Raw genomic sequence first — 23,140 nt, forward strand, 5'->3', positions numbered from 1 at the left:
CGGCGGTTCTCTTAGCGGCCGGTTCTCTTAGCGGCCGCTGCGCGGGCGGGCGGTGCTTGACCGAACGACCAGGTCGAAGGGCAGCGCCGTGTTGATGGAACCAGGCTTGCGGGTTTCGGGATGCAGCTGGTCGAGCAGCAGCTCGGCGGCCATGCGCCCCTGCAGTTCGGGGAACTGGGCCACCGTGGTGAGGCCGAAGAACGCGCTCAGTTCGTGGTCGTCGATTCCGACGATGGAGATGTCGTCTGGCACGCTGAGCCCCATATCGCGGGCGGCGAGAATCGCGCCGATCGCCATCTCATCTGATGCTGCAAAGATCGCCGTGGGTCGGTCGCGCGGTGAGCCCAGCAACTGTTTCGCGGCGTCGTACCCACCCTCGAGGCTAAAGTTCGCGGCCCGGAACAGGCCGGGGTTCACGGGGATGCCCATGGCCTCCAGTGCTGACTCGTAGCCGATGCGGCGGTTCGTGGGCAGATGAAAGTCGCGTTCGAAGTCCTTGGTGCCGCCGATGTGGGCGATGCTCGTGTGCCCGAGCGAGAGCAGGTGCTCGGTGGCGAGCTGGGCCACGGCAACATCGTCGATGCTCAGCGTGTGAACGCCGCGCAATGGCCCGCCAACGCCGACCACAGGCTTGTCGAGCGCGAGCAGGCCCGTGAGCTCCTTGGGGGTGAGCTCAAGCGAAATCGCAATCACCGCATCCACCCGTTTGCGCAGCAAGAAGTGCTCGAACACGCTGCGCCGCTCGTCGCCGCCGCCCGCAAGGTTATAGAGGGTCAGGTCGTAACCGTGGCTGAGCAGGGCGCTTTCGGCCCCCTCCAAGACGGAGGTGTAGAACCACTTTGTTAAGAAGGGGACGACGACGCCGATGTTTCGCGTGCGCCCCGTGGCCAAACTGGACGCGTTGGAGCTGACGACGTATCCGAGCTCCTTGGCGGCAGAAAGAACGGCGTCCTTGGACTTTTCTGACACGTTCGACTTGCCGCTGAGGGCACGGGAGACCGTCGCTGTGCTTACTCCGGCGAGCTGCGCCACCGCTTGGATGCCCGGCATCGTTCTCCTCCTGCTGTCGAGCCGATCCTATTCGCCGCATCGCCCCGGCGGTGCCCGCCCTCCCCGGTTGGGGGAGCGACGACGCGTTCACGAGCACGCTCCAAACCCTGTATTCTGTTCTCAGCGCCTTCGATCAGATGATTACATGTGGTCGGAGGAGCGGGGCAAGTTACCCAAGCGGCCAAAGGGATCTGACTGTAAATCAGACTGCTCAGCATTCGGGGGTTCGAATCCCTCACTTGCCACCACCAATGAAAGCCCCAGCGAATTGCTGGGGGCTTTCGTCATCCGTGCTGCAGGATGTCGCACACGTCCGAGTGGGTTCCCCCGTCGGCGCTGCCTATCCATGACCCAAACTCTTCGTGAGTGGTCACTTTCTGCGCCAAAACTTGGTTTTTGGTGCGGAAAGTGACCACTCGCGCGCGCGGACAGTGCGCAGCGCGAGCGGGCGCGGGCGGGCTCGCCCCGCGCTACCGAGGGGCGCTACCGAGGGGCGCTACTGCCGCGGCGCGAACGCCTGTGCCGACCCCGTCACAGGATGGGGCACGGGGTGGTCGCGCTCAAGCGCGGCACCCTCGATGTCCACATTGGGCAGAATCTTGTCGAGCCAGCGCGGCAGCCACCAGGCCGACTTGCCGAGCAGGTGCATGAGCGCGGGCATCAGCAGCATGCGCACGACGAACGCGTCGAGCAGCACTCCGAAGGCCAGGCCGAATCCGATCGAGCGGATGATGGTGGACTCCGAGAAGATGAACCCACCGAACACGGCGATCATGATGAGCGCTGCGGCGGTCACGACGGACCGCCCGGCTCTGAACCCCTGCGCCACCGCGAGGCGCGCGTTGGATCCGTGAATGTAGGCCTCGCGCATCCCTGATGCCAAGAAGAGTTGGTAGTCCATCGCCAACCCGAACAGGATGCCCACCAGAATCACCGGCAAGAAGCTCAGGATCGGCCCCGTGCTGTGGATGCCGATGAGGCTGGCTCCCCAGCCGAACTGGAACACGGCGACGATGAGCCCGTAGGTGGCGAACAGCGAGAGCACGAACCCGCCCGTGGCGATGAGCGGCACGAGCAGGGAGCGGAAGACGACGATCATGATGAGAAGCGACAGGCCAACGACCACCGCGAGGTAACTGGGCAGCACATCGTTGAGGCTCTGTGAGATGTCGATGTTGATGGCGGCCTGCCCGGCAACGCCGAGAGTGATGTTGTCGTCAATGGCTGGCAGGGCGCGGATCTCCTGCACGAGTTCTTCTGTTGACTCGCTGTTGGGCCCCTCGGCCGGCAACACCTGGAACGCCAGGAGAGTGTTGTCGTCTGATGTGGCGATCGGGGCGACGGCGACCACATCATCCAGGTCCGCCAGGGTCTCGGCGATTTGCACTTGCGTTGCGAGCAGGTCGTCGTCGTCAACACCGCCGTCGACCGTAGCGGTGACGAGCATGGGGCCGTTGGCTCCGGCACCGAACTCCTCCTCCACGGCTTGGAAGGCGCGGTAGCTGGTGGAGTCGGCCGGTTCGCTCGACCCGTCGGGCAGCCCGAGCCGCATCGAGAGGGCAGGGATTGCGATGATGAGCAGCACGATGATGCTCGCCAGCACGGTGATGATCGACCGCACGGTCGACATCGGCCGCACCTCCTTCTCGACCACGGGCTTGCCGATCGTGTCGCGCGTCTTGCGGCGCAGCAGGCGCTCACCGACGAGGCCCAGGATGGCGGGGGCCAGGGTGATGGCGATGAGCACGGCGACCGCAACACACACGGCGCCGACCGTTCCCATCAGGCCAAGGAACGGCACACCGGTCACATTCAGCGCGAGCAATGCAACGACAACGGTCGCCCCGGCGAACACGACGGCGGTGCCCGAAGTCCCTGTAGCGAGCCCGATGGATTCGCGGGTCGGCACACCGGCGAGCAGCTGCTTGCGGTGGCGGTTCACGATAAACAGGGAGTAGTCGATGCCTACCGCGAGGCCGAGCATGACGCCGAGCACGGGGGTGACGGATGCCATGTCGACGACACCGGAGAACGCGAGGGATGCGGTCACACCGACGCCGACGCCGACGAGTGCGGTAACGATCGGCAGGGATGCCGCAACAAGCGACCCGAGCATGACGATAAGAACCACGGCGGCAAAGAGAAGGCCGATGACCTCGCCGATGCCGAAGATCTGGGGAACGCCCTGGGCAATATCGGTGCCGAATGACACCTCGGCGCCATCGACGGGGGTCTCCTCGAAGTGGTCGATAACCGCCTGCTTGGTCTCCTCGGAGAGCTCGAGGCGGGGGTCGACGAACGAGACGTTGACGATTGCGGTGGAGCCGTCTTGGGAGACGGTGCCGATGCCATCGGCGAGAGAGAGCAGCTTTGTGCCGAGTTCGAGGGATTCGACGCCGGCCTCAAGTTCGGCGCGGGAGGCATCCAGGGTCGCCTGCTGCTCGGCAATGGCGGCTTTCTGTGCGTCGAGCTGAGCCTGCTCGGCTTCGATCTGCTGCAGAATGGCAGCACCGGCCTGGCCCGCCGCTTCGGCCTGGGCGCGGGCGGCATCCACCTGCTGCTGGGCCTGGGTGAGCTGCTGCGCTCCGGCATCGAGCTGGGCCTGACCGGCATCGAGCTGAGCGCGGCCAGCGGCGATCTCCGCTTCGCCGGAGGCGAGCTGCTGCTGCTGCTCAGCCCGCTGCTGTTCCGCGCCAAAGGGGTCGACGACCGCGGCGACGCCGTCGATGTCGGCCGCGCTTTCGGCGAGCTCCGAAATCTCTTGCTTCTGCTGCTCAGTAAAGGGGGTGCCATCGTCGGTGCGATAGACCACGGTGCCGGTGCCGCCAGCGGTGTCAGGCAGCTTCTCGGCGAGCTGGTCTGTCACAGCTCCGGATGCGGTGCCGGGGATGTCGAAGCTGTTGGAGAGGGAGCCGGCGAGGGCCAAGAATGCGCCGACCGAAATGCCGAGGATCACGAGCCAGCTGATGATCACAAGCCAGGCGCGCCGCGCAGAAAATAGACCCAAACGGTACAAAGCGCTAGCCATGATTTTCTCCCCTGTGAAGCATTCAGCTTACGCAGTGAAATCTGCATGAATGCCGCTACTTGAGCGGTGGAAGGATGGCGATATGACCTCCGCAGACCTGCCCGCTGGGCCACCGCATCCTGATGCGCTCCTCTCTATTGCCGTCGACATCGCGCTGAGAGCGGGTGAGATCGCGAAGACCCGTCGCCGGGAGGGGGTCGCGGTCGCCGCGAGCAAGTCGTCGGCGGTGGATGTTGTGACGTTCGCCGATCGTGAGGTCGAGGCATTTATTCGCGACGAGATTGCGCAGGCGCGCCCCGACGACGGGTTCTTTGGCGAGGAGAGTGACGCCGCCGCATCGAGCAGCGGGCTCACCTGGGTCGTGGACCCCATCGACGGCACCGTCAACTATTTGTATGGCATCCCGAATTACGCGGTGAGCATTGCCGTAGTGGAGGGGGAGCCGAACCCGCTCACGTGGAAGGCGCTCGCCGGCGTGGTCGTGAGCCCGGAATCGGGCGAGGTTTTCACCGCAACGACCGGGGCGGGGCCAGGCTGAATGGCGAAGAGATCCGGGCAAATAGGGGAGTGCAGCCCGACCGTGCACTCGTGGGAACGGGGTTCGGCTATGACTCAGAGGTGCGATTGCGGCAGGTGCGGATGCTCGAACCACTATTGAGAGAGGTACGCGATATCCGCAGGATGGGCGCCGCCTCGCTCGACCTATGCTCCGTAGCCTGCGGGCGACTCGATGCCTACTTCGAGAGAGGCCTCCAACCCTGGGATCACGCGGCGGGAGCTCTCATCGCGAGGGAGTCGGGAGCGAGGGTTGTGGGCATGAATGGGGCGGCGGCATCCGCCCAGATGACCATCGCCGGGGATGAGCTCCTCACTAACTACCTTGAGAGATACCTGTTAAAGCACGACCTCAGCTGGGAGGTTTGAGAGGTCTGGGGTAGCCTCATTTAGTCCCCTTGGGGACCTTTCTTGTATGTGTCATTACCTAGTCGGACCAGTCAGCCCGAACTGAGCTGGTCATTTGTGTTGTAGGAGTTCTTTCAAATGTCCCGAATGCTTGCCCTTGCCTGCGTAAACTCGGTTGCCGCCTAGTGGCGCCATCGAAGCACTCGCACCGGGCGATAGGTCGCTCGGGGCGCCGCACCACAACTAGCCCAATTGCTTCTAGCTCGACGTCTTCGGTCACAGAGCTCGCAGATTCGACGCTGATCGGCACTGTTTCTTCCTTCGACGAGCTGCTGGCGATCGGATCGTCGCACATCGTCGCAGAGATGCCAACGGCCGAGACGGTAGTTCCCGCTCCCGCCGCAACCGCGCCGCTCCGTCGCGACCGCAGCCGGGCAGACAAGATCGTCACTCCTGCGAAGGCTGCCAGGGCTCCCCGAACCTCAAAGGCACGCAAGCCTTCCAAGACCGCTGTTCCGGCACTGGTGGCACTGCGTCGGCCGGCCGCCGCCCCCCGCAAGTCGACCCTGCGCTCCATCATCAGCGTGACCGCCATGGCGGGCGTCTTCGCCATTCTCGTCTCGACTACGACTCCGGCGACCGCGTTCTACTCGCCAGAGCAGATCGAAGCTCAGTCCCAGGGGCTCGCATCGGGTTCGACCGCCTCGCTCGCCACGGTAGAGCCGCAGAAGGTCACGGTCAACGCCGCGGCAGCGACGGCCGCAGCCGCGGGCGACGCTGTTGCTCGCGACTCCTATGAGGCCAAGGCTGTTCGTCAGCAGATCACCACGCTGCGCGGTAACGCCAACTTCGACTACACGAACAACCCCTTCGGCAGCGTGCAGTGGCCGTTCCCCGGCACCGTGCCCATCAGCTCGGGCTTCGGCTCGCGCAATGTGTGCTCCTACTGCTCCAGCTACCACCTCGGCGTTGACTTCACCCCGGGCTCCGGTGTGCCGATCCAGTCGGTCGCCGATGGCGTCGTGAGCCAGGTCAACATCTCCGGTGGCGGCCTCGGAAACAACGTCATGATCGACCACGTGATCAACGGACAGCGCGTTCAGAGCGTTTACGCCCACATGCAGTGGGGTTCGATCCAGGTCGCGGTAGGCCAGCAGGTCAGTGTAGGAACCACGATCGGCGCGGTCGGCAGCACGGGCAACTCAACGGGCGCCCACCTGCACCTCGAAATCCACCTCGATGGAACTCCGGTCGACCCCTACGCGTGGCTCAAGGCAAACGCTAACTAGCGAAACACCCCCAGAAGGGGGTTCCTGGTAGGCTCTCCGCTGCATTAGTGTTTATGAATCCGTTACAAACCATCCGGTTGAGCGGAATCTTTGTACTGCAGAACGCCGTCCCGAGGCGCTGCGTGTAGGAGCCCAACGATGACCCGAGCCGATAACGGCAGTCCGCAGACTGCCTCGTTCGGAGCTGCGCCCACCGGTGCGGCAGGATCGGTTCCTCTTACCCGCCGCCAGATGCGCGAGCAGGAACGCGCAGGCGCTGACCGCATCGCGGGCGCTGACCGCATCGCAGGCGCTGACCGGATGCCGCAGGCGCCCGTAACGCGCAGCACCCCGCTTGTCGTTCCGCCCGTGCCGCAAGCCATTGTGCGCGCAACGACCGCGTCCTCACCGCTTGTGGCGGCATCCGCCCCGGCAGATGCCGCGACCAAGCGTCGTCGCCGTGTGCGAGTTCGGCGCCCTCAGAGCTTCATGCGCTCGGCCATGAGCATGGCCGCAATGCTCGGCGTCGGCGCGATTCTCGTCTCAACCACCATCCCCGGTGGCGCGCTTATGGCCGGTGATTCCGCAGAGGCCTCTCAGAGCCTGGGTGCTCTCGCCGACATCAACGCCGATGTGCAGTCGCTCGGCATCCTTGCTGGCGCCCCCATTGCTGAGGCCGTGCGAGACAGCTACACGGCCAAGGCCTACGTCAAGCCGGTTCCTGTGCGCGGCTCGGCCACGGCAGGCAACCCCAACTTCAGCTACACGAACAACCCGGGCGGCAGCATCCAGTGGCCGTTCCCCAGCCCAGCGCCGATCACGTATGGCTTCGGCCCGCGCTCGGCATGTTCGTTCTGCTCCACCTACCACCTTGGTGTCGACTTCACGCCCGGCTCCGGTGTTCCGATCCAGGCCATCACCGACGGGGTCGTGAGCAAGGTCGTCGTCAGCGACAACAGCCTCGGCAACTACGTCGTCATCGATCACGTCGTCAACGGGCAGCGCATCCAGAGCGCTTATGCGCACATGCAGTGGGGATCGATCCAGGTCGCCGTTGGCCAGCAGGTCACCGTTGGCACGATTGTCGGCCTCGTCGGCAGTACTGGGGCATCGACCGGCGCCCACCTGCACCTCGAGATCCACGCTGATGGCACGCCCATCGATCCGTTCGCCTGGCTCAAGGCCAACGCGAACTAGGTCACCGAGCTCGCGCCTGCTGCGCTCGACTCGCGCCGCGCGCGACTCAGCGGCGCGACTGCCGCCGAAACCTCAGCGGGCGAGCCAGACCGTGGTGTCGCCGGGCAGCGAATTCTCGCCCAGCGGGCCAGAGGCCAGCAGCACATCGCCAGCGGGCAGAACAACGGCATCTCCCGTGGTGTTGGCAACGACTGTGATGCCGTCCGTTGCAAACCCGAGAACGCCCTCCGGCAAGCCATCTACCCATTCGAGGGTGGAGTTGCCGAGGCCCCGCTCGGCGCGCAGGCGAAGCGCGAGGCGGTAGAGCTCAAGCGTGGATTCGGGGTCGCCGCGCTCGGTGTCGCGCGCGAAGGCTCCCCAGCCCGCAGGCTGCGGCAGCCAGCTCTCGCCCGTGGTGCTGAATCCGAAGGCGGGGGCATCCGCTGTCCATGGGAGCGGAACGCGGCAACCGTCACGGCCATACCGCTCGCCGTTCGTGCGGAACCACGTGGGGTCCTGGCGAGCATCGTCGGGCAGGTCCACGGCCTCAGGCAGGCCGAGTTCCTCGCCCTGGTAGATGTAGGCGCTGCCGGGCAGCGCGAGCATGAGAGCCGTGGCGGCGCGAGCGCGGCGTAGGCCAACGACGGGATCGGGCAGACCCTCGGTGAGCGGGCCGATGCCGTGGCCCTGCAGGTTCTCGGCCGTGAGGGCGAGTCGGCTGGCGTGGCGAACGACGTCGTGGTTGCTCAGAACCCAGGTGCTGGGGGCTCCGACGGCACCGAATGCGGTGATCGACTCGTCGATTACCCGGCGCAGAGCAGCGGCATCCCAGGTGGTGCCCAGGTAGGCGAAGTTGAAGGCCTGGTGCATCTCGTCCGGGCGCACCCAGTGGGCGATGCGGCTGAGCGGGTCCACCCACGCCTCGGCGGCAAGCACACGGTCGCCCTCATAGGTGTCGAGCAGCAGACGCCACTCGCGATAGATCTCATGCACGCCCTCCTGCCCCCAGTAGGGAGCAAGTTCCACGAGCTCGGGCTCGACGCCCGGCTCAAGCGGCACGCCGCCCATGCTGCCGGCCTCGGCGGGAGGGGTCCAGTCGGGCAGGCCGTCGGCCTTGACGAGGCCGTGAGCAACGTCGACGCGAAAGCCGTCGATGCCGCGGTCGAGCCAGAAGCGCAGAACGTCGAGAAACTGTTCGCGCACCCACGTGCTGCTCCAGTTGAAGTCGGGCTGCGAGGAGTCGAAGATGTGCAGGTACCAGGGGCCAGGGGTTCCGTCAGCCTCGGTGATGCGGGTCCATGCGGGTCCACCAAAGACGGACTGCCAGTTGTTGGGCGGTAGCTCGCCGTTCTCGCCGCGCCCCTCCCGGAACATGTAGTGGTCGCGCTCCTCAGAGCCGGGGCCAGCCGCAAGGGCCTGCTGAAACCACGGATGCTGGTCTGACGAGTGGTTGGGCACCAGGTCGCCGATAACCCGGATGCCGAGCTCATGCGCCTTGGCGAGCATCCGGTCGAAGTCGGCGAGGGTGCCGAAGAGTGGGTCGACGTCGCAGTAGTCGGAGACGTCGTAGCCGGCGTCTTTTTGCGGTGATGTGTAGAACGGCGACAGCCAGATTGCGTCGACTCCGAGTTCGGCGAGCGAGTCGAGGCGCTCGGTGATTCCGGGGAGGTCGCCGATGCCGTCGCCCGATGCGTCGGCGAATGACCGCGGGTAGATCTGGTAGATCACGGCGGAGCGCCACCACTCCGGGGCGGGGGTGCGGTTGTCATCGGCAGTGTCAGGACGCATGGGCGACAGACTAACTGACCCGGCTGGATTGTGAAAGCGCTTGCATCATTGCGATTTGGGAACGGATCTTGTTCATTATTGGCAAATGAACATTGATGGGTGACAATGAAAGCGTTTGCAGTCTCCTGCAAGTTCACACATCACAACGAAAGCCCGCACAGCACGCTGGCACCTCACCCCACGGTGGGCTCGGTCAGCAGCGCGGCGATCACACACAGGAAAGGTGACACCAATGACGGTGAAATCGCGCAGCATCCTCGCGGCCGGGGCAATCGCCACGACTGCCGTTCTCGGCCTCGTGGGCTGCTCGGGTGGCTCAGGCGCCGACGACAGCGGCGACACGACCAAGCTCACCGTGTGGGTTGACGCCGAGCGCGTCGACGCGCTCAAGGGCGTCGCGGCCTCCTACAAGGAGAAGACCGGCATCACCGTGGATCTCGTATCCAAGGCCAACGCCGACATCAAGGACGACTTCACACAGCAGGCTCCGACCGGCAAGGGCCCCGACATCGTCATGGGCGCCCACGACTGGCTGGGCGAGCTTGTGAGCAACGGCATCGTTGCCCCCATCGAGCTGGCCGACAAGCAGGACGAGTTTCTCGAGGTTGCCTACGAGGCCGCAACGTATGAAGGCCAGCAGTACCTGCTGCCCTACGGAGTCGAGAACATCGCGCTTCTCCGCAACGCCGATCTCGTGCCTAACCCCGTCGCCACCTACGACCAGATGATCGCCGCTGGCACCTTCGTCGTTGAGTCCGACGGCCAGGGCCTCGCTAACCCGTACCACCTCTACCCGTTCCAGACCTCGTTCGGTGCTCCCGTCTTCGGCAGCGACGATGAGGGATACGACACGAGCGACCTGCAGATCGGCAGCGACGGCGGATACGCATTCGCCGACTGGCTTGCAACTCAGGGCAAGAACGGCACGGGAGTAATCGACACCGAGCTCACGGGTGACATCGCCAAGGAGCAGTTCACGAGCGGCGCGGCAGCCTTCTGGCTCACGGGCCCGTGGAACGTCGGTGCGGCCATGGAGGCGGGCATCAACGTTGCCGTCGACGTGATCCCCACGCCGGGCCCCGAGGCCGCCCAGCCTTTCGCTGGTGTTAAGGGATTCCTGCTGAACGAGCAGAGCAAGAACAAGGTCGCTGCTAACGACTTCCTCGTTAACTACCTCGGTACCGTTGAGGTTCAGAACGCGCTGTTCGACTCGGGCAACGTGCTCCCCGCCCTCACCGAATCGGCCGAATACGCCTCCTCTGACCCGATCGTCGCGGGCTTCCGTGCCGTCGGCGCCGAGGCCGTCCCGATGCCCGCCAGCCCCGCAATGGGTGCCGTGTGGGAGTTCTGGGGCCAGGCAGAGGGTGCAATCCTCAACGGTGACGACCCCACGACCACGTGGGAGAAGCTCGTCGCCGACATCCAGGCAGCTCTCGACAAGTAGTCGCTGAGACAGATAGACACGGGGGTGTCCCGCATCGCGGGGCACCCCCACCATCACGGCGGACGAAGGCTGCGAGATGACACCAACAAACACCGACCCCGAGGTCGTGGTTAGCCCCAGGCAAAAGAAGGCTGCGCGCCTGGCCGAGGCGGCCTCCGGCGGTCTCAAGATCATCCTGCTCAAGATCGTGCTTTTGGGCATCGTCGATGCCATCGCGGTTTATGCGCTTTTCGTGCTCGTGCTGAAGGACGAGTGGCTGGTCGCGGCAATCGTCGCGGTGGTCACGCTCGTCGTGAACTGGATCTACTTTTCGCACCGCGCTATCCCGGCCAAGTACCTCACCCCTGGCCTGATCTTTCTCCTCATCTTTCAAGTCTTCGTAATCGCCTATACGGGTTACATCGGCTTTACCAACTACGGCACCGGTCACAACTCTGACAAGGACCAGGCCGTTCAGGCGCTCATGAGCTCGGCCCGCGAGCGGGTCCCCGACTCCGTTACCTACCGGGTAACCGTTGTTGAGAGCCTCGAGGGCCTCGGTCTGCTCGTCACTGATCCCGACGGAGAGGTGAGCGTCGGCACCGCCACCTCGCCCCTCACCGAGGTCGACAACGCGGAGATTGACAGCAATGTCGCCGTCTCGGTGCCCGGATACACGTCGCTCAGTTTTCAGGATGTTCTCCAGCGGCAGGGCGAAGTCTTCGACCTTGAGGTCCCCGTCTCGGACGACCCGAACGACGGAGTGCTGCGCACGGGCGACGGCAGCTCGGCCAACATCTATCTCTCAAGCCTGATCTATGACGAGCAGGCCGACACGATGACGGATGCCGAAACGGGCGTCGTCTACAGCGATAGCGGCACGGGCGCGTTCACCTCAGAGAGCGGCGAAGAGCTGCTTCCGGGCTGGCGCATCACGGTAGGTTTCGACAACTTCGCGCGCGCATTCGGCGAGGAGAGCATCCGCGGTCCCCTCATCAACGTGACGATCTGGACGATCATGTTCGCGCTGCTGTCGGTGGCGTCGACCTTCCTTCTCGGCATGTTCCTCGCGATCGTCTTCAACGACAAGCGCATGAAGGGACGCAAGTTCTACCGGATCATCATGATCCTGCCGTACGCGTTCCCCGCGTTCCTTTCTGCCCTGGTGTGGGCCGGCATGCTCAACGAGCGGTTCGGGTTCGTCAACGAGGTGCTGTTCGGCGGGGCCGACATCCCCTGGCTTACCGATCCGGTTCTGGCCAAGATCAGCATCCTCGTCGTGAACTTGTGGCTCGGATTCCCCTACATGTTCCTCGTTGCGACGGGAGCGCTGCAGTCCATCTCGGATGACGTCGTCGAAGCCGCGACGGTGGACGGGGCGAAACCCTGGCAGGTGTTCAGGCTCATCAAACTGCCCCTCGTGCTCGTGACGATGGCGCCCATCCTCATCTCATCGTTCGCCTTTAACTTCAACAACTTCAACCTCATCTACATGCTCACGGGCGGTGGGCCTCGCGATACGAGCGCGGGCATCAATGTTGGGGCGACCGACATCCTGATCTCGATGGTCTACAAGGTTGCGTTTACGGGCCAGTTCCGTGACTACGGCCTCGCGAGTGCCTTCACGATCATCATCTTCATCCTGGTCGCGGTGATCGCGGTTGTGAGCTTCAGAAAGACCAAGATGCTGGAGGACCTGAACTAATGAGCGCAGTAACGACCCGCTCGGGCGCCACAGTCCCGACCAAGCGCACGTTCTCCTTCGGCCGGTGGTTCCACGCGACCGGCTGGCGACACCTCGTCGGCCTCGTGCTCATCGTCTTCTCGCTGTTCCCGCTGCTCTATGTACTGTCGGCATCCCTCAACCCAGTCGGTTCGCTCACCGGGTCAAATGCCCTGTTCTCCAACATCGGTTTTGGAGCCTACGAGCGTCTGTTCAACGACCCCTCGCAACCGTTCGGCGCGTGGTTCATCAACACGATGGTCATCGCCTTCGTCACGGCAGTGCTCACGGTGTTTATGGGGGCCCTCGCCGCGTACTCGTTCTCGCGGATGCGGTTCGCAGGTCGCCGATTCGGGCTCATGACGATCGTGCTCGTTCAGATGTTCCCCCAGCTGCTCGCCGTCGTGGCGATCTTCCTCCTCATGAACACGATCAGCGACTGGTTCCCCGCGATCGGCATCAACACCCACATCGGCGTGATCATGGTGTACCTCGGCGGTGCTCTCGGCGTGAATACCTACCTCATGTACGGGTTCTTCAACACGGTGCCCAAAGACATCGACGAGGCGGCCAAGATCGACGGGGCGAGCCATGCCCGCATCTTCTTCACGATCATCCTGCGGCTCGTTGCTCCGATTCTCGCGGTCGTTGGCCTGCTCTCGTTCATTACGACGACCAACGAGTTCGTGGTCGCGAGCATCGTGCTCATCGACCCCGAGAAGCAGACCCTCGCGGTCGGGCTCTACAAGCTCATCTCAAACCCGAACTATGCGGACTGGGGAGCCTTCTCGGCCGGAGCGATCATCGCGGCGCTGCCCGTCACGATCCTGTTCCTGTTCTTGCAGAAGTACATCGTCGGTGGGTTGACCGCGGGAGCCGTTAAGTAGCTCGCTGCGGTCGGTTGTTCGCCCCGGTGGCCGCCAACGGCATCCGAAGTTCTCGCTCGGGTACCCCCGCGCCGAATACCCGGCAGAACTGGGAGAAGCTGTTCTCGCGGGTGGCGGCACCCAGGACGATCTCGACGCGCGCAGCATTGCAGAAGACCCCACAGGGGTGGGGCAGCGACTGTACTTTCAGCGCGTGCCCGAGGCGAAGACGGTCAAAAACCGCGTGCACCTCGACATCAACGCGACCCCGGGGCGCCGGCCGACACCAGAAGAGCTCGATGCCGAGCGCGACCGCATCGTTGCCCTCGGTGCTAGCCAGGTGGCCTTTCACGAAGAGGCATGGGGGCCGTTTGTCGAACGCCACTATGTGATGCGCGACCCAGAAGGCAACGAGTTCTGCATTCAGTGATGCGGCTGCGGTGACCCACGTCTCGCCTAACGCCGCCCGCCCGCCACACCCGGGTGTGACGCCGTGTTCATGAGGGCCCGTGGGAAATGTTATTCTTGTCGGGTTGCCTGAAACGGGCGCGGCTTCTGCATGCAGAAGCAACGCCCCCTTAGCTCATTGGTAGAGCACTTCCTTGGTAAGGAAGAGGTAGTGGGTCCGATTCCCACAGGGGGCTCGGTCATCCTTTATTTATGGGATGCCGTGGCTGAGTAGCTCAGTTGGTTAGAGCGCACGACTCATAATCGTGAGGTCGCGGGATCGTGCCCCGCCTCAGCTACCACGGGCCCTTTCATTGAATCGGGCTTCCTTCTTCAGTACATCCGACCGACGGCTCTTGCAAGGTTGTCGGGGGTCGTGGGGGCAGCGACTGCGCCGAAGTCGATCAACGGGCTTCCGCGCTCCGTCGAGACTGCGCAAATTGTCGCCTTAGACCCGAATAGACGACCATTTGCGCAGTCTCGGTGGAGCTAGCGCTGGGTAGCCGCCAACCCCGCCCCGCCCCTAGGCTCGGCGCATGAGCATCGATGCCCTCCGCCCTTCCCGCGCTCGTCGATGGGGAGCGCCGGTGGCCATCGCGGCACTCGTCGCTGTCGCGATCGGATGCACCCTCGCGCAGGCTCCTGCGGCACCGCTCGGTGAGGATGCGGCGGCTGGCGATTTCAGCGCCACCCGCGCCATGGAGCACATCGAGGCGATCTCTCAGGAGACGCGCCCGATTGGCTCCCCAGCCCACGCCGAGGCCCGCGACTACCTCGTGGGCGAGCTGGAGGCCCTGGGGTTGGAGGTCGAGGTGCAGGAGCGCACCGGAGTTTCGGAGACGAGACCGGGGCGCACGCAGGGCATCGCGTTCGTTCAGAACATCGTGGCGACGCGCGAAGGCAGCGACCCGACCGGAACCCTCGTGCTCGCCGCCCACTACGACTCCGTCAACGGTTCGCTCGGTGCCGGTGACGACGGCATCGGCATCGGCTCGATCATGGAGTCCGCGCGCGCTCTCGGCGATGAGACTCCGACCAACGACCTCATCATCCTCTTCACCGACGGCGAGGAATCCGGGCTGCTGGGTGCTGAGGCGTTCACACGGGACGATTCAGCATCCCTCGTGCAGCCGGTCGTTGTCGTCAATCTCGAGGCACGAGGCACCGCAGGCTCGCCACTGACATTCCGCACGTCGAGCCCCAACGGACCCATCACGGCTTACACCTCGGCCGCGGGCGGAGTCGTCGCGAACTCTGCGATGGAGACGGTGTTCGGCCTCATGAGCAACGACACCGATTTCAGCCGCTTCTCCGAGGGCGGCTTGCTCGGCACCGACAGTGCGATCGTCGGCGGTGGGGCTCTCTATCATTCGCCGCTCGACAGCCCCGAGAATCTGAGTCGCGCATCCTTGCAGCAGATGGGGCAGTCGACGCTGGCTCTCACCCGCGAGCTCCAGGATGCCGACCTGGCTGCACTGCAGGAGGGCCAGGACACCATTGTCGCGACCGTGCCCTGGGGGCTTTTGAGGTTTCCGCTCGCCCTCGAGCTGCCGTTCGCGATCGCCGGGCTTGGCGCGGCCATTGCCGCAGCCGTAATCGGTCGGCGTCGTCGCGAGCTGACCGTGCCCAGAACGCTCATCGGCATTGTTGTCGCGCTCGTGTCGGTGGCACTGGCTGCGGGCGGAGCCTATGCCCTGTGGTTGGCTGCCCTGGCTATCGACCCGGGTCAGGCATCGGCGAGCGTCGGTGAGCCCTATGTTGCGTGGCCGTATCTGGCCGCAATCGCCGTGCTCACGGTGGGCGCCGTAGTCGGGCCGTTCCTTCTCCTCCGGCGGATGCTCGGGCAGGCGGCCCTGGTCACGGGCGCGCTGGTGGCGGTGACTGTGGTGGGCGTAGCGCTCGCGGTCGCGTTGCCCGGGGCCGCATCTGTCGTGGCATTCCCCGCCCTGTTCGCCGCCGTGGCGATGGTCGTCGCTCAGCTGCTTCCGGCCAAGTTTGCCTCGTGGCGGGTCGCCGTGCTCGCGCTGGGCGCGCTGCCCGCATTCGCGCTGATCGTTCCGGTGGCGGTGTCGGCCTCCGAGCTGGGACTGCCGCTGGGCGGGCCCGTGGCCGCATTGTTCGTGGCGATTGTGCTGCTGATGACGCTGCCGGTGGTGGCCGAGCTTCGCCCGGCGACATCGCAGACCGGGGAAAGGGCCCGACCGCTGCGGGCGACCGTTGGTGCAGCATCCGTCGTCGTGGTTGTCGTCGCGCTCGCCGCCGGAGGGCTCGTAGCTAATGCGGAGGGTGCGACCTTGCCCCGCCAGGAGAGTGTCGAATACGCCATCGACACCGACGCGGGCACCGCGCTGTGGTCGAGTCGCCGGGCGCCGGTGAGCGAGTGGAGCGCCGAACTGCTGGACGGGGACCGCCGCGTGCTGGCCGATGTCGCTCCGTGGTGGGGCACGAGCTCCCGCAGCACGGGGGAGGCCCCCGTCGCGGAGCTAGAGGCGCCGAGCGTGACGGTGGTCACGGATGAGGCCGCGGGCGACCGCAGAACCCTCACGCTGCAAATCGATTCGCGGCGCTCAGCCCCCACGCTGGGGGTGTGGGTTGGAGGCTCAACGGTTCTCTCTGCGAAGGTCGGCGGAGTGGAGCTGGCCCCGGAAGCAGTCGGCGAGACCTGGACGTTCGGGCTCCACATCGAAGGTGTCGGCGCAGAAGGTGTCGAGATAGAGCTTCTGATCGAGGGCACGGGGCCGGTCGATGTTCTCGTCGCCGACCGCACCGCTGACCTGGGCGTGATCGACGAGTTTGCTGGCCCGGAGGGGCGGGTGTTGTTTCAGCAGGGAGTGTGGGTTTCGAGGCAGACGGCGTTGTAGCACCGTTGGCTTCCCGCCCTGCGACCCCGCGACCCTGCGACCCCGCGACCCCGCGACCCTGCGACCCCGGGAGCGTGCAGCGGCGCGAGGCTAGGCTGGACGCGTCGTCACAACGGGACCTCCACGGAACGCCCGCACACTGAAAGGCAACATGAGCACCACGATCGAAGAGACCGTCCGCTAGGCAGGCCGGAGTGTCTTTTCGAGCGGTAACGGTGTTGTGCGGACGAGTGCCGTCTACCCGGGCGGGGCTAGGGCTGCGACGTTGGGTGATCAGGCCTGAACTCGGCCGAAGATGGGCCAGCCGCTCGTTATCTGCGCCGCCCCACTAGACTGAGTGGTCTACGGCTGTGCAGAAGTGCAGCTGAGCACCGCGACCACCCTCCTCACACAGGGAATCGCTGGGTCGCCATCGTCGGCGAGTGTATTGAGGCGTTACCCCGCACGTCGGGATCGCAGAGCGCGAAAAACGCCTCGCCTATCCGGTCGAGAATGCGCCAAGCAACGGCACCTTCTCCTCCTGAACTCAGACGGCGCTGAGATTAAATATCTCGGCAATTCTCCGACCTCCGCGTCTTTCGCATGTACAGACAGCAACACCCGCAGATGAGAGCAGACCAGATGTCCAGAGTAAAAATCCACCCTTCCGTCGGCGGACTAGTGCGACTCAGCGCGGCGCTGGGCCTCAGCGTCGTCCTGGCCTGCGCGACCGTGCCGTCGAGCGCGTCAGCCGCGGAGGCTCCTGTCGGTCTCGGCACCGCGACGGACTTCGCGGTTGTCGCCGGTTCGGCCATCACGAACACCGGAACCTCGGTGATTGAAGGCAATGTCGGGATTTTCCCCGGTACGGCGATCACCGGTCTACTCCCCGCAGATGTGCAGGGCACCGTTCACACAACCGACGCAGTTGCCCTTCAGGCTCAGGCGGACGTGACGACCGCGTACAACGACGCGGCAGGAAGAACCCCCACGGAGAGCGGCGTCACAGAACTTGGCGGTCGAACGTTGACCTCAGGGGTATATTCGGGCGGTACTCTGGGGCTCACCGGCACCGTCACCCTCAATGGCGATGCCAATTCGGTGTTCATCTTTCAGACGGCCAGTACCCTGATCACCGCCTCCGCAAGCCGGGTTGTGCTCACGGGCGGTGCGACTTCGTGCAACGTGTATTGGCAGGTTGGGTCATCCGCGACGCTCGGCACCGGCTCAACGTTGGTGGGGAGCGTCCTTGCGTTGACCTCGATCACCGCCAACACCGCAACGACCGTCGAAGGACGCCTCCTCGCCCGCAACGACGCTGTGACTCTCGATTCCACCACCATCGCGGTGGATGCGACATGCACTGCGGGGGTCGTGACACCGCCCCCTGCTGGCGGTGGGACCACACCGACACTTCCTGGCACCGGCAACGGCACTGGCGCCGGCACCGTACCGCTGGCGACCGCCCCGCAGGGAGGAGCAACGTCATCGACGCTAAACACTCTCCCGCCGACCGGCAGTAACGGGTCGCCCCTTCTTCTCGGTGGTGCAGCGCTGGCTATCCTGGCGGGTGCATTGCTCATCGCTTTTCGCATCCGCTTGGGGTTGTCAGAGAAGCAGTGAGCGCCCGCGGCATGACTGCACGTCGTCGCGAGTTCTAAGAGAGCGCCACCCGCACAGGAGAAGAGCACCATGAGCACCACGATCGAAGACACCATCCGCACGCTGGATGCCGCCCGCATCCAGTCGCTAATTGAGGCCGACTACGCCGCCTTCGAGGCCATGTGTGACCCCCGCCTTGTCTATGTTCACTCCCGCGGCCACGCCGACACGTTCGAGCAGTACTTTGGCAATCTGCGCTCCGGTGTTGCGCGGTACATCGGCGCGAAGCACGACATCGACTCGATCATCGTGAGCGACGACGAAACGGCCGTGTTCGTCTCCGGTCGCTTCGAGGCGGAGATCGAGCGCGCCGATGGTCGCCGCCCCATCCGCTCCCTCTCGGGAATCACCTGGTTTCTCACGGACGGCGAATGGAAGATCGTTGCTGCCCGCATGACGGCGCTTCCCGACTAATGAAGCGCTCATTAGCCTCCATTGCAGCATTGGTCGTCCTGGCCGGTGCGGTGCTCAGCGGATGCTCCTCCGCCCCGACTGTCGAGGAGACCGGGGAGACCACCACGGTTGAGGTGCGCATGGTCGACAGCCGCTACGTGCCCGACAGCGTTGAGGTGCCCGTCGGCAATCGGCTCGTTATCGAGCTGGTGAACGACGACCGAGACCTGCACGATCTGGTCTTTGACAACGGCGTTGAGTCTGAGCGCTTTGGCCAGGGGCAGTCCGAAACGATCGATGTCGGCGTCGTCTCGGGCGACCTCGACGGCTGGTGCTCAATTCCACCGCATCGCGAGCACGGCATGGTGTTTACCGTGCTCGCAGTGTGACCGACGGGTTGCGCATCCGTTAGTTCAAACCGTTCTCGGCGAGCCAGTCCTTGGCGATCGCCTCGGGGGAGCTCTGGTCGACGGTCGACTCCACGTTGAGGGCAACGAGACCCTCTGGCGTGAGCTTCGCGTTGACGGTGTTGATCACGTCGGCGATCTGGTCGGCAACGTCGGCATTCACGAGCGGAACCACGTTTGACGCCAGAAACAGGCTCTGAGGGTCGTCGAGCGTGACCAGGTCCTCAGTCTGAATGCGCGGGTCTGCGCTGTAGACGTTGGCAATGTTCACGGTGCCCGCGATGAGATCCTCAACGGTGGTGTCGCCCGTCGCGACAAAGTTGACCTGCACTCCGTAGGCATCGGCGAGTCCCGACGGTCCGTACGGGCGCTCCTCAAGCTCCGGAGCGCCTCCCAGAGTGATCTGCTCTGTGACTTCGCTCAGGTCGTCGAGGCTTTCGAGCCCGTACTTCTCAGCGAACGCAGCCGTCACGTTGTAGGAGTCCTGGTCGGTCGCCGATGCCATTTCGAGCACAGTGAGGCCTACGGGCAGCGACGCAGCAAGCTCGTTGTAGACCTCATCCGGAGCCGTTGCGGTCGTGTCGGGGTTGTAGAACTGCAGCAGGTTGCCGGTGTACTCAGGGAACAGGTCGATCTCGCCGTTCTCGATCGACGGCATATAAGCATCCCGCTGGCCGATATTGAATTTGCGTTCCACGGTGAAGCCTTCTGCCTCTAGGGCCTGGGCATAGATCTCGGCAATGATCTCGTTGGAGTAGTACGCCTGCGATCCGATGACGATCGCGTCGTTGTCGGGGCTGCTGCCGGAATCCAGGGGGTCATCGGATGCGCATCCCGCAAGCAGGAGTGCGCCGCCCGTGAGGAGGGCACCCAGCGCGAGGCGGGCCTTCTTCTGTGCTGAGAACATGGGGGGTTCCTTCGTGTCAGGGGGTCGGTGGTGCGGGCACCGCCCGTCGCCGGGGCGACGACGTGCGGAGTTCTTGGGTGCGGCCTGCGGTGACACCGCGCGGCACGAGCAGGCGTTGAAGCAGGGCGAGCACGCCATCGACCACGATCGCGAGCAGGGCAACGAGAATGGCGGCGCCGAGCATTTCGTCGTAGCGGCCGAGGGGCAGCCCCCGAAAGATGTAATACCCGAGCCCGCCGAGGCCGATGTAGGCCGCGAGCGTCACGGTGGCCACGATCTGCAACGCGCCGGAGCGGATGCCGCCGATCAGGATGGGCAGGCCGAGCGGCACCTCGACCCGCCACAGAACCTGCCATCCGGTCATTCCCATGGCGCGGGCGGCGTCGATGATGTGGCGATCGATGGCCTCGAACCCCGCATACGCTCCCGCCAGAATCGACGGAACCGCCAGAATCACAAACGCCGTATAGGCGGCCTCGGGTTTATTGGTCACGCCGAGCACAAGAACCAGCAACAGGATCAGCCCGAACGACGGCAGTGCGCGGGCGGCCCCCGACAGCCCAACGGCAAGCTCGCGGCCCTTGCCCGTGTGGCCGATCAGATAGCCGAGCGGGATGCCGATTATGGCGGCAATGAGCAGCGAAACTGCCGTATAAACGAGGTGCTCGCCCAGGCGGAGCGGGATCGAGTTCGGGCCTACATACTGCTCCGGGTTGGCCAGCCAGGCGAAGGCTTCGAGCAACAGGTTCATGCGGCCTCCGCCATGCGCTCACGGGCGGGCGCCGTCGATTCCGTCGTGGCGCGCGCCCATGGCAGCAGCATCCGTCCGGCCAGCATGAGCATAACGTCGATGACCAGAGCGATGAGCATCACCATGATCACGCCAGCGAAAATCTCGGGAACGATGCGCCGCTGATAGCCGTTGGTAAACAGGTACCCGAGGCTCTCGACGCCGATCAGGATGCCGATGGTCACGAGGCTAACGGTGCTTGCCGCGGCGACGCGGAGACCCGAGAGGATGACGGGCCCGGCGAGGGGAAAATCAACGGTCCAAAAGCGGCGCCATGGCGCATAGCCCATGGCGGTGGCGGCTTGTCGCGTCGCAGGCTCTACGGAGCCAAGGCCATCCGCCACCGACCTCGACATGATGGCGATCACATAGATCGTGAGGGCGATGACAACGTTGAGTTCGCTCAGATAACTGATGCCGAGAAGGGGTGGCAAGATCACAAAGAGGGCGAGCGACGGAATCGTGTAGAGAAGCCCGGTCACGGTGAGAATCACCCCTCGGGCGGGTTGAAAGCGAAACGCGAGCCAGCCGATGGGCACCGAGATGAGCAGCCCCGCCACGATGGGAACGAGGCTCAGGCGAATGTGCTCAAGCGACAATCGGCCGATCAGGTCGAGGTTTTCGAGCACCCAATTCATGCGTCGCCCCCCTCGATCAGCACTCCCTGAGTGCGGCCCGCCCCGTCGACGACTACGGCGCCGCGCGGCGTCTCCTTCACAGTGAATGCCCGCTTGCCCTTATCGATGCCGATAAAGCTGGCGACAAAATCATTCGCCGGGTTCTCGATGATCTCGCTCGGGCTGCCCACCTGCGCGATGCGGGCACCCTTCTCCAGGATGACAACCTGATCGCCGAGGAGAAACGCCTCGTCGATATCGTGCGTTACAAAAACTACGGTCTTGTCTAGCTCGCGCTGCAGGCGGATGGTCTCCTGCTGGAGCTCCGCTCGCACGATGGGGTCCACGGCCCCGAACGGCTCATCCATGAGCAGGACGTTCGGGTCGGCGGCCAGGCCCCGCGCTACTCCCACGCGCTGCTGCTGCCCGCCCGAGAGTTGGCTGGGGTAGCGGTCGGCCAGGTCACGGCTCAACCCGACGGTGTCGAGCAATTCGAGCGCGCGGTCGCCTGCGGCGCTCTTGCTCGCTCCGTTGAGTCGCGGCACGGTTGCCACGTTGCCCAGCACCGTGAAGTGGGGCAGCAGGCCCGCGTTCTGCATCACATAACCGATGCTGCGGCGCAGGCGAACCGGGTCGCGCCCCTGCACGCTCTCGCCATCGATCTCGATCGTGCCAGAGGTCGGCTCGATCATGCGGTTGATCATGCGCAGGAGGGTGGTTTTGCCGCATCCGGATGACCCCACCAGCACTGTTGTGCTGCGCGCCGGCACCACCAGGCTGAAGTCGTTGATCGCCAAGGTGCCGTCATCGAAGCGCTTGGACACGGAGCGGAACTCGATCATGCGGTCAACCCCGTGCCTTCATGCGTTCCTCCGGATCTTCACCCGCGGGGACGTGCTACCCGTCGAATCACGCTAGTCCAGAACATTCGCAGAGACACCCCCTGCGCCTGGGTTCTGGGGGAGGTAATAGCCAAAGATCACGGTGGTCGGCGGTGTAGTCGCTAGCGTCTGAGCATGCAAACAGTTGCCGGCAAAGTCGTGCTCGTTACCGGAGCCGCCATGGGGATGGGCCGCCTCTACGTGGAACGGGCAATCTCGGAGGGTGCATCCTCCGTCATCCTGTGGGACATCAACGAGATTCAGTTGGCGGCCACCGTCAGTGAGCTGGCTCCCCGGGGAGTGTCGCTGCATCCGTTTATGGTCGATGTCTCACAGCGGGAGCAGATTCAGGATGCTGCGGCGCGCGTAATCGCCCAGGTCGGCACGCCAGAGGTGCTCATCAATAACGCCGGTGTCGTGCGCAGCGCGTGGTTCTGGGATCAGGATGCCGAGCGCGACATCGACTTCACCATGGCGATCAATGCGCTCGCCCCCATGCACATCACGAGGGAGTTTCTGCCGGGGATGATCGCCTCGGGGCGCGAGTGTCGCATCCTGAACATCGCGTCGGCGGCGGGCACGCTGTCGAACCCCAAAATGGCCGTTTACGCCGGGTCGAAGTGGGCGCTCATCGGCTGGAGCGACTCGGTGCGGCTCGAGCTGGTGAAGGCGGGGCACGAGCGGGTCAAGGTCACGACGTTTGCCCCCAGCTACATTCGCACGGGCATGTTCGAGGGCGCACGCGGCCCCGTGCTCACTCCGCTCATGGAGCCTGATTTCGCCGTGAAGAAGGCGTGGAAGGCCATGCTTCGCGGCACCCCAATGCTGCTGTTGCCGTGGTCGGTGAACCTGTCCAAGGTGGTGCGCGGGCTGCTGCCGACGCGGGCGTGGGATGTTGTGGGCGGCAAGTGGTTTGGCGTCTACAAGTCCATGGATGAGTTCACGGGGCGCCCCGGCGCGTAGCCGCCGGC

General features: G+C 64.7%; 18 protein-coding genes, 3 tRNA genes and 1 pseudogene. 15 read left to right on the forward strand and 7 right to left on the reverse strand.

The annotated features are described in order from the left end of the window. Positions 1 to 27: 27 nt before the first annotated feature. Positions 28 to 1,050: a LacI family DNA-binding transcriptional regulator gene (locus C2138_RS00990; RefSeq protein ID WP_108514816.1), complete on the reverse strand. Its 1,023-nt coding sequence runs from the start codon at positions 1,048 to 1,050 to the stop codon at positions 28 to 30. 163 nt (positions 1,051 to 1,213) lie between these two features. Between C2138_RS00990 and C2138_RS00995 the strand changes: the two genes are divergently transcribed. Next, positions 1,214 to 1,298 (forward strand) — tRNA-Tyr (locus C2138_RS00995). Between the two features lie 248 nt (positions 1,299 to 1,546). Here the strand turns inward: C2138_RS00995 and C2138_RS01000 are convergent. Continuing rightward, positions 1,547 to 4,078 carry an MMPL family transporter gene (locus tag C2138_RS01000; protein WP_108514818.1) on the reverse strand — a complete coding sequence of 844 codons (2,532 nt, stop codon included), beginning with the start codon at positions 4,076 to 4,078 and terminating at the stop codon, positions 1,547 to 1,549. An 82-nt stretch (positions 4,079 to 4,160) separates the two neighbouring features. On the opposite strand from C2138_RS01000, the pseudogene C2138_RS01005 reads away from it, so the two are divergent. The 3 genes and pseudogenes from C2138_RS01005 to C2138_RS01015 all read left to right on the forward strand — a co-directional run bounded on the left by C2138_RS01005 (position 4,161) and on the right by C2138_RS01015 (position 7,446). After that, positions 4,161 to 5,002, forward strand: a pseudogene (locus C2138_RS01005) (inositol monophosphatase family protein). 164 nt (positions 5,003 to 5,166) lie between these two features. After that, entirely contained in the window at positions 5,167 to 6,270 is a 1,104-nt protein-coding gene (locus C2138_RS01010) for a peptidoglycan DD-metalloendopeptidase family protein (RefSeq protein WP_108514820.1), read from the forward strand. 138 nt (positions 6,271 to 6,408) lie between these two features. Further along, positions 6,409 to 7,446 carry a M23 family metallopeptidase gene (locus tag C2138_RS01015; protein ID WP_108514822.1) on the forward strand — a complete coding sequence of 346 codons (1,038 nt, stop codon included), beginning with the start codon at positions 6,409 to 6,411 and terminating at the stop codon, positions 7,444 to 7,446. A 72-nt stretch (positions 7,447 to 7,518) separates the two neighbouring features. Here the strand turns inward: C2138_RS01015 and C2138_RS01020 are convergent, their stop codons facing one another. After that, positions 7,519 to 9,213: a glycoside hydrolase family 13 protein gene (locus C2138_RS01020; RefSeq protein ID WP_108514824.1), complete on the reverse strand. Its 1,695-nt coding sequence runs from the start codon at positions 9,211 to 9,213 to the stop codon at positions 7,519 to 7,521. A gap of 232 nt (positions 9,214 to 9,445) precedes the next feature. Here C2138_RS01020 and C2138_RS01025 point away from each other — a divergent pair, with 232 nt between their 5' ends. The 10 genes from C2138_RS01025 (at position 9,446) to C2138_RS01070 (ending at position 18,956) form a co-directional block, all read left to right on the forward strand. Then, positions 9,446 to 10,657, forward strand: coding sequence for a sugar ABC transporter substrate-binding protein (locus C2138_RS01025; protein WP_108514826.1), 1,212 nt, complete (start codon positions 9,446 to 9,448; stop codon positions 10,655 to 10,657). Between the two features lie 76 nt (positions 10,658 to 10,733). Continuing rightward, positions 10,734 to 12,341 (forward strand): ABC transporter permease subunit, encoded by a 1,608-nt coding sequence (locus C2138_RS01030; RefSeq protein WP_108514828.1) that lies wholly within the window; start codon positions 10,734 to 10,736, stop codon positions 12,339 to 12,341. Continuing rightward, the gene (locus C2138_RS01035; RefSeq protein ID WP_108514830.1) at positions 12,341 to 13,246 is read left to right on the forward strand and encodes a sugar ABC transporter permease; all 906 of its coding nucleotides are present in this window, start codon (positions 12,341 to 12,343) and stop codon (positions 13,244 to 13,246) included. Before C2138_RS01030 ends, C2138_RS01035 begins: the two co-directional genes overlap by 1 nt. Before the next feature lie 88 nt (positions 13,247 to 13,334). Continuing rightward, on the forward strand, positions 13,335 to 13,655 hold the full coding sequence (locus tag C2138_RS13770; RefSeq protein WP_422395416.1) for a VOC family protein: 321 nt from the start codon (positions 13,335 to 13,337) through the stop codon (positions 13,653 to 13,655). Between the two features lie 142 nt (positions 13,656 to 13,797). Further along, positions 13,798 to 13,869, forward strand: a tRNA-Thr gene (locus C2138_RS01045). A 28-nt stretch (positions 13,870 to 13,897) separates the two neighbouring features. After that, a tRNA-Met gene (locus C2138_RS01050) sits at positions 13,898 to 13,974 on the forward strand. A gap of 234 nt (positions 13,975 to 14,208) precedes the next feature. Continuing rightward, positions 14,209 to 16,533 (forward strand): M28 family peptidase, encoded by a 2,325-nt coding sequence (locus C2138_RS01055; protein WP_108514834.1) that lies wholly within the window; start codon positions 14,209 to 14,211, stop codon positions 16,531 to 16,533. 621 nt (positions 16,534 to 17,154) lie between these two features. After that, positions 17,155 to 18,135, forward strand: coding sequence for an ice-binding family protein (locus C2138_RS01060; protein ID WP_108514835.1), 981 nt, complete (start codon positions 17,155 to 17,157; stop codon positions 18,133 to 18,135). A 69-nt stretch (positions 18,136 to 18,204) separates the two neighbouring features. Further along, positions 18,205 to 18,588, forward strand: coding sequence for a nuclear transport factor 2 family protein (locus C2138_RS01065; protein ID WP_108514837.1), 384 nt, complete (start codon positions 18,205 to 18,207; stop codon positions 18,586 to 18,588). Beyond that, the gene (locus C2138_RS01070) at positions 18,588 to 18,956 is read left to right on the forward strand and encodes a cupredoxin domain-containing protein (protein ID WP_199220450.1); all 369 of its coding nucleotides are present in this window, start codon (positions 18,588 to 18,590) and stop codon (positions 18,954 to 18,956) included. Before C2138_RS01065 ends, C2138_RS01070 begins: the two co-directional genes overlap by 1 nt. 19 nt (positions 18,957 to 18,975) lie before the next feature. Here C2138_RS01070 and C2138_RS01075 read toward each other — a convergent pair whose 3' ends face one another. From C2138_RS01075 to C2138_RS01090, 4 genes are read right to left on the reverse strand one after another with little or no spacing between them, the layout of a single operon-like run. Further along, on the reverse strand, positions 18,976 to 19,881 hold the full coding sequence (locus tag C2138_RS01075) for an ABC transporter substrate-binding protein (protein ID WP_108514839.1): 906 nt from the start codon (positions 19,879 to 19,881) through the stop codon (positions 18,976 to 18,978). Positions 19,882 to 19,897: 16 nt separating this feature from the next. After that, the gene (locus tag C2138_RS01080; RefSeq protein WP_108514841.1) at positions 19,898 to 20,632 is read right to left on the reverse strand and encodes an ABC transporter permease; all 735 of its coding nucleotides are present in this window, start codon (positions 20,630 to 20,632) and stop codon (positions 19,898 to 19,900) included. After that, positions 20,629 to 21,309 carry an ABC transporter permease gene (locus C2138_RS01085; protein ID WP_108514843.1) on the reverse strand — a complete coding sequence of 227 codons (681 nt, stop codon included), beginning with the start codon at positions 21,307 to 21,309 and terminating at the stop codon, positions 20,629 to 20,631. The genes C2138_RS01080 and C2138_RS01085 overlap by 4 nt, the downstream gene beginning before the upstream one ends. Continuing rightward, positions 21,306 to 22,130 (reverse strand): ABC transporter ATP-binding protein, encoded by an 825-nt coding sequence (locus C2138_RS01090; protein WP_108514845.1) that lies wholly within the window; start codon positions 22,128 to 22,130, stop codon positions 21,306 to 21,308. The genes C2138_RS01085 and C2138_RS01090 overlap by 4 nt, the downstream gene beginning before the upstream one ends. 174 nt (positions 22,131 to 22,304) lie before the next feature. Here C2138_RS01090 and C2138_RS01095 point away from each other — a divergent pair, with 174 nt between their 5' ends. After that, a complete protein-coding gene (locus tag C2138_RS01095) occupies positions 22,305 to 23,132 on the forward strand; it encodes an SDR family NAD(P)-dependent oxidoreductase (RefSeq protein WP_108514847.1) in 828 nt (275 codons plus the stop codon). Positions 23,133 to 23,140 lie beyond the last annotated feature (8 nt).

Origin of the sequence: Salinibacterium hongtaonis (assembly GCF_003065485.1) — a bacterium.
Taxonomy (GTDB): domain Bacteria; phylum Actinomycetota; class Actinomycetes; order Actinomycetales; family Microbacteriaceae; genus Homoserinimonas; species Homoserinimonas hongtaonis.

Coding starts and splice junctions, on each gene's coding strand:
- C2138_RS01055 (WP_108514834.1), top strand. CDS start 14,209: ATGAGCATCGATGCCCTCCGCCCTTCCCGCGCTCGTCGATGGGGAGCG.
- C2138_RS01015 (WP_108514822.1), top strand. CDS start 6,409: ATGACCCGAGCCGATAACGGCAGTCCGCAGACTGCCTCGTTCGGAGCT.
- C2138_RS01035 (WP_108514830.1), top strand. CDS start 12,341: ATGAGCGCAGTAACGACCCGCTCGGGCGCCACAGTCCCGACCAAGCGC.
- C2138_RS01075 (WP_108514839.1), bottom strand. CDS start 19,881: ATGTTCTCAGCACAGAAGAAGGCCCGCCTCGCGCTGGGTGCCCTCCTC.
- C2138_RS01020 (WP_108514824.1), bottom strand. CDS start 9,213: ATGCGTCCTGACACTGCCGATGACAACCGCACCCCCGCCCCGGAGTGG.
- C2138_RS01090 (WP_108514845.1), bottom strand. CDS start 22,130: ATGATCGAGTTCCGCTCCGTGTCCAAGCGCTTCGATGACGGCACCTTG.
- C2138_RS01060 (WP_108514835.1), top strand. CDS start 17,155: ATGTCCAGAGTAAAAATCCACCCTTCCGTCGGCGGACTAGTGCGACTC.
- C2138_RS01080 (WP_108514841.1), bottom strand. CDS start 20,632: ATGAACCTGTTGCTCGAAGCCTTCGCCTGGCTGGCCAACCCGGAGCAG.
- C2138_RS01070 (WP_199220450.1), top strand. CDS start 18,588: ATGAAGCGCTCATTAGCCTCCATTGCAGCATTGGTCGTCCTGGCCGGT.
- C2138_RS01000 (WP_108514818.1), bottom strand. CDS start 4,078: ATGGCTAGCGCTTTGTACCGTTTGGGTCTATTTTCTGCGCGGCGCGCC.
- C2138_RS00990 (WP_108514816.1), bottom strand. CDS start 1,050: ATGCCGGGCATCCAAGCGGTGGCGCAGCTCGCCGGAGTAAGCACAGCG.
- C2138_RS01085 (WP_108514843.1), bottom strand. CDS start 21,309: ATGAATTGGGTGCTCGAAAACCTCGACCTGATCGGCCGATTGTCGCTT.
- C2138_RS01030 (WP_108514828.1), top strand. CDS start 10,734: ATGACACCAACAAACACCGACCCCGAGGTCGTGGTTAGCCCCAGGCAA.
- C2138_RS01095 (WP_108514847.1), top strand. CDS start 22,305: ATGCAAACAGTTGCCGGCAAAGTCGTGCTCGTTACCGGAGCCGCCATG.
- C2138_RS01065 (WP_108514837.1), top strand. CDS start 18,205: ATGAGCACCACGATCGAAGACACCATCCGCACGCTGGATGCCGCCCGC.
- C2138_RS01025 (WP_108514826.1), top strand. CDS start 9,446: ATGACGGTGAAATCGCGCAGCATCCTCGCGGCCGGGGCAATCGCCACG.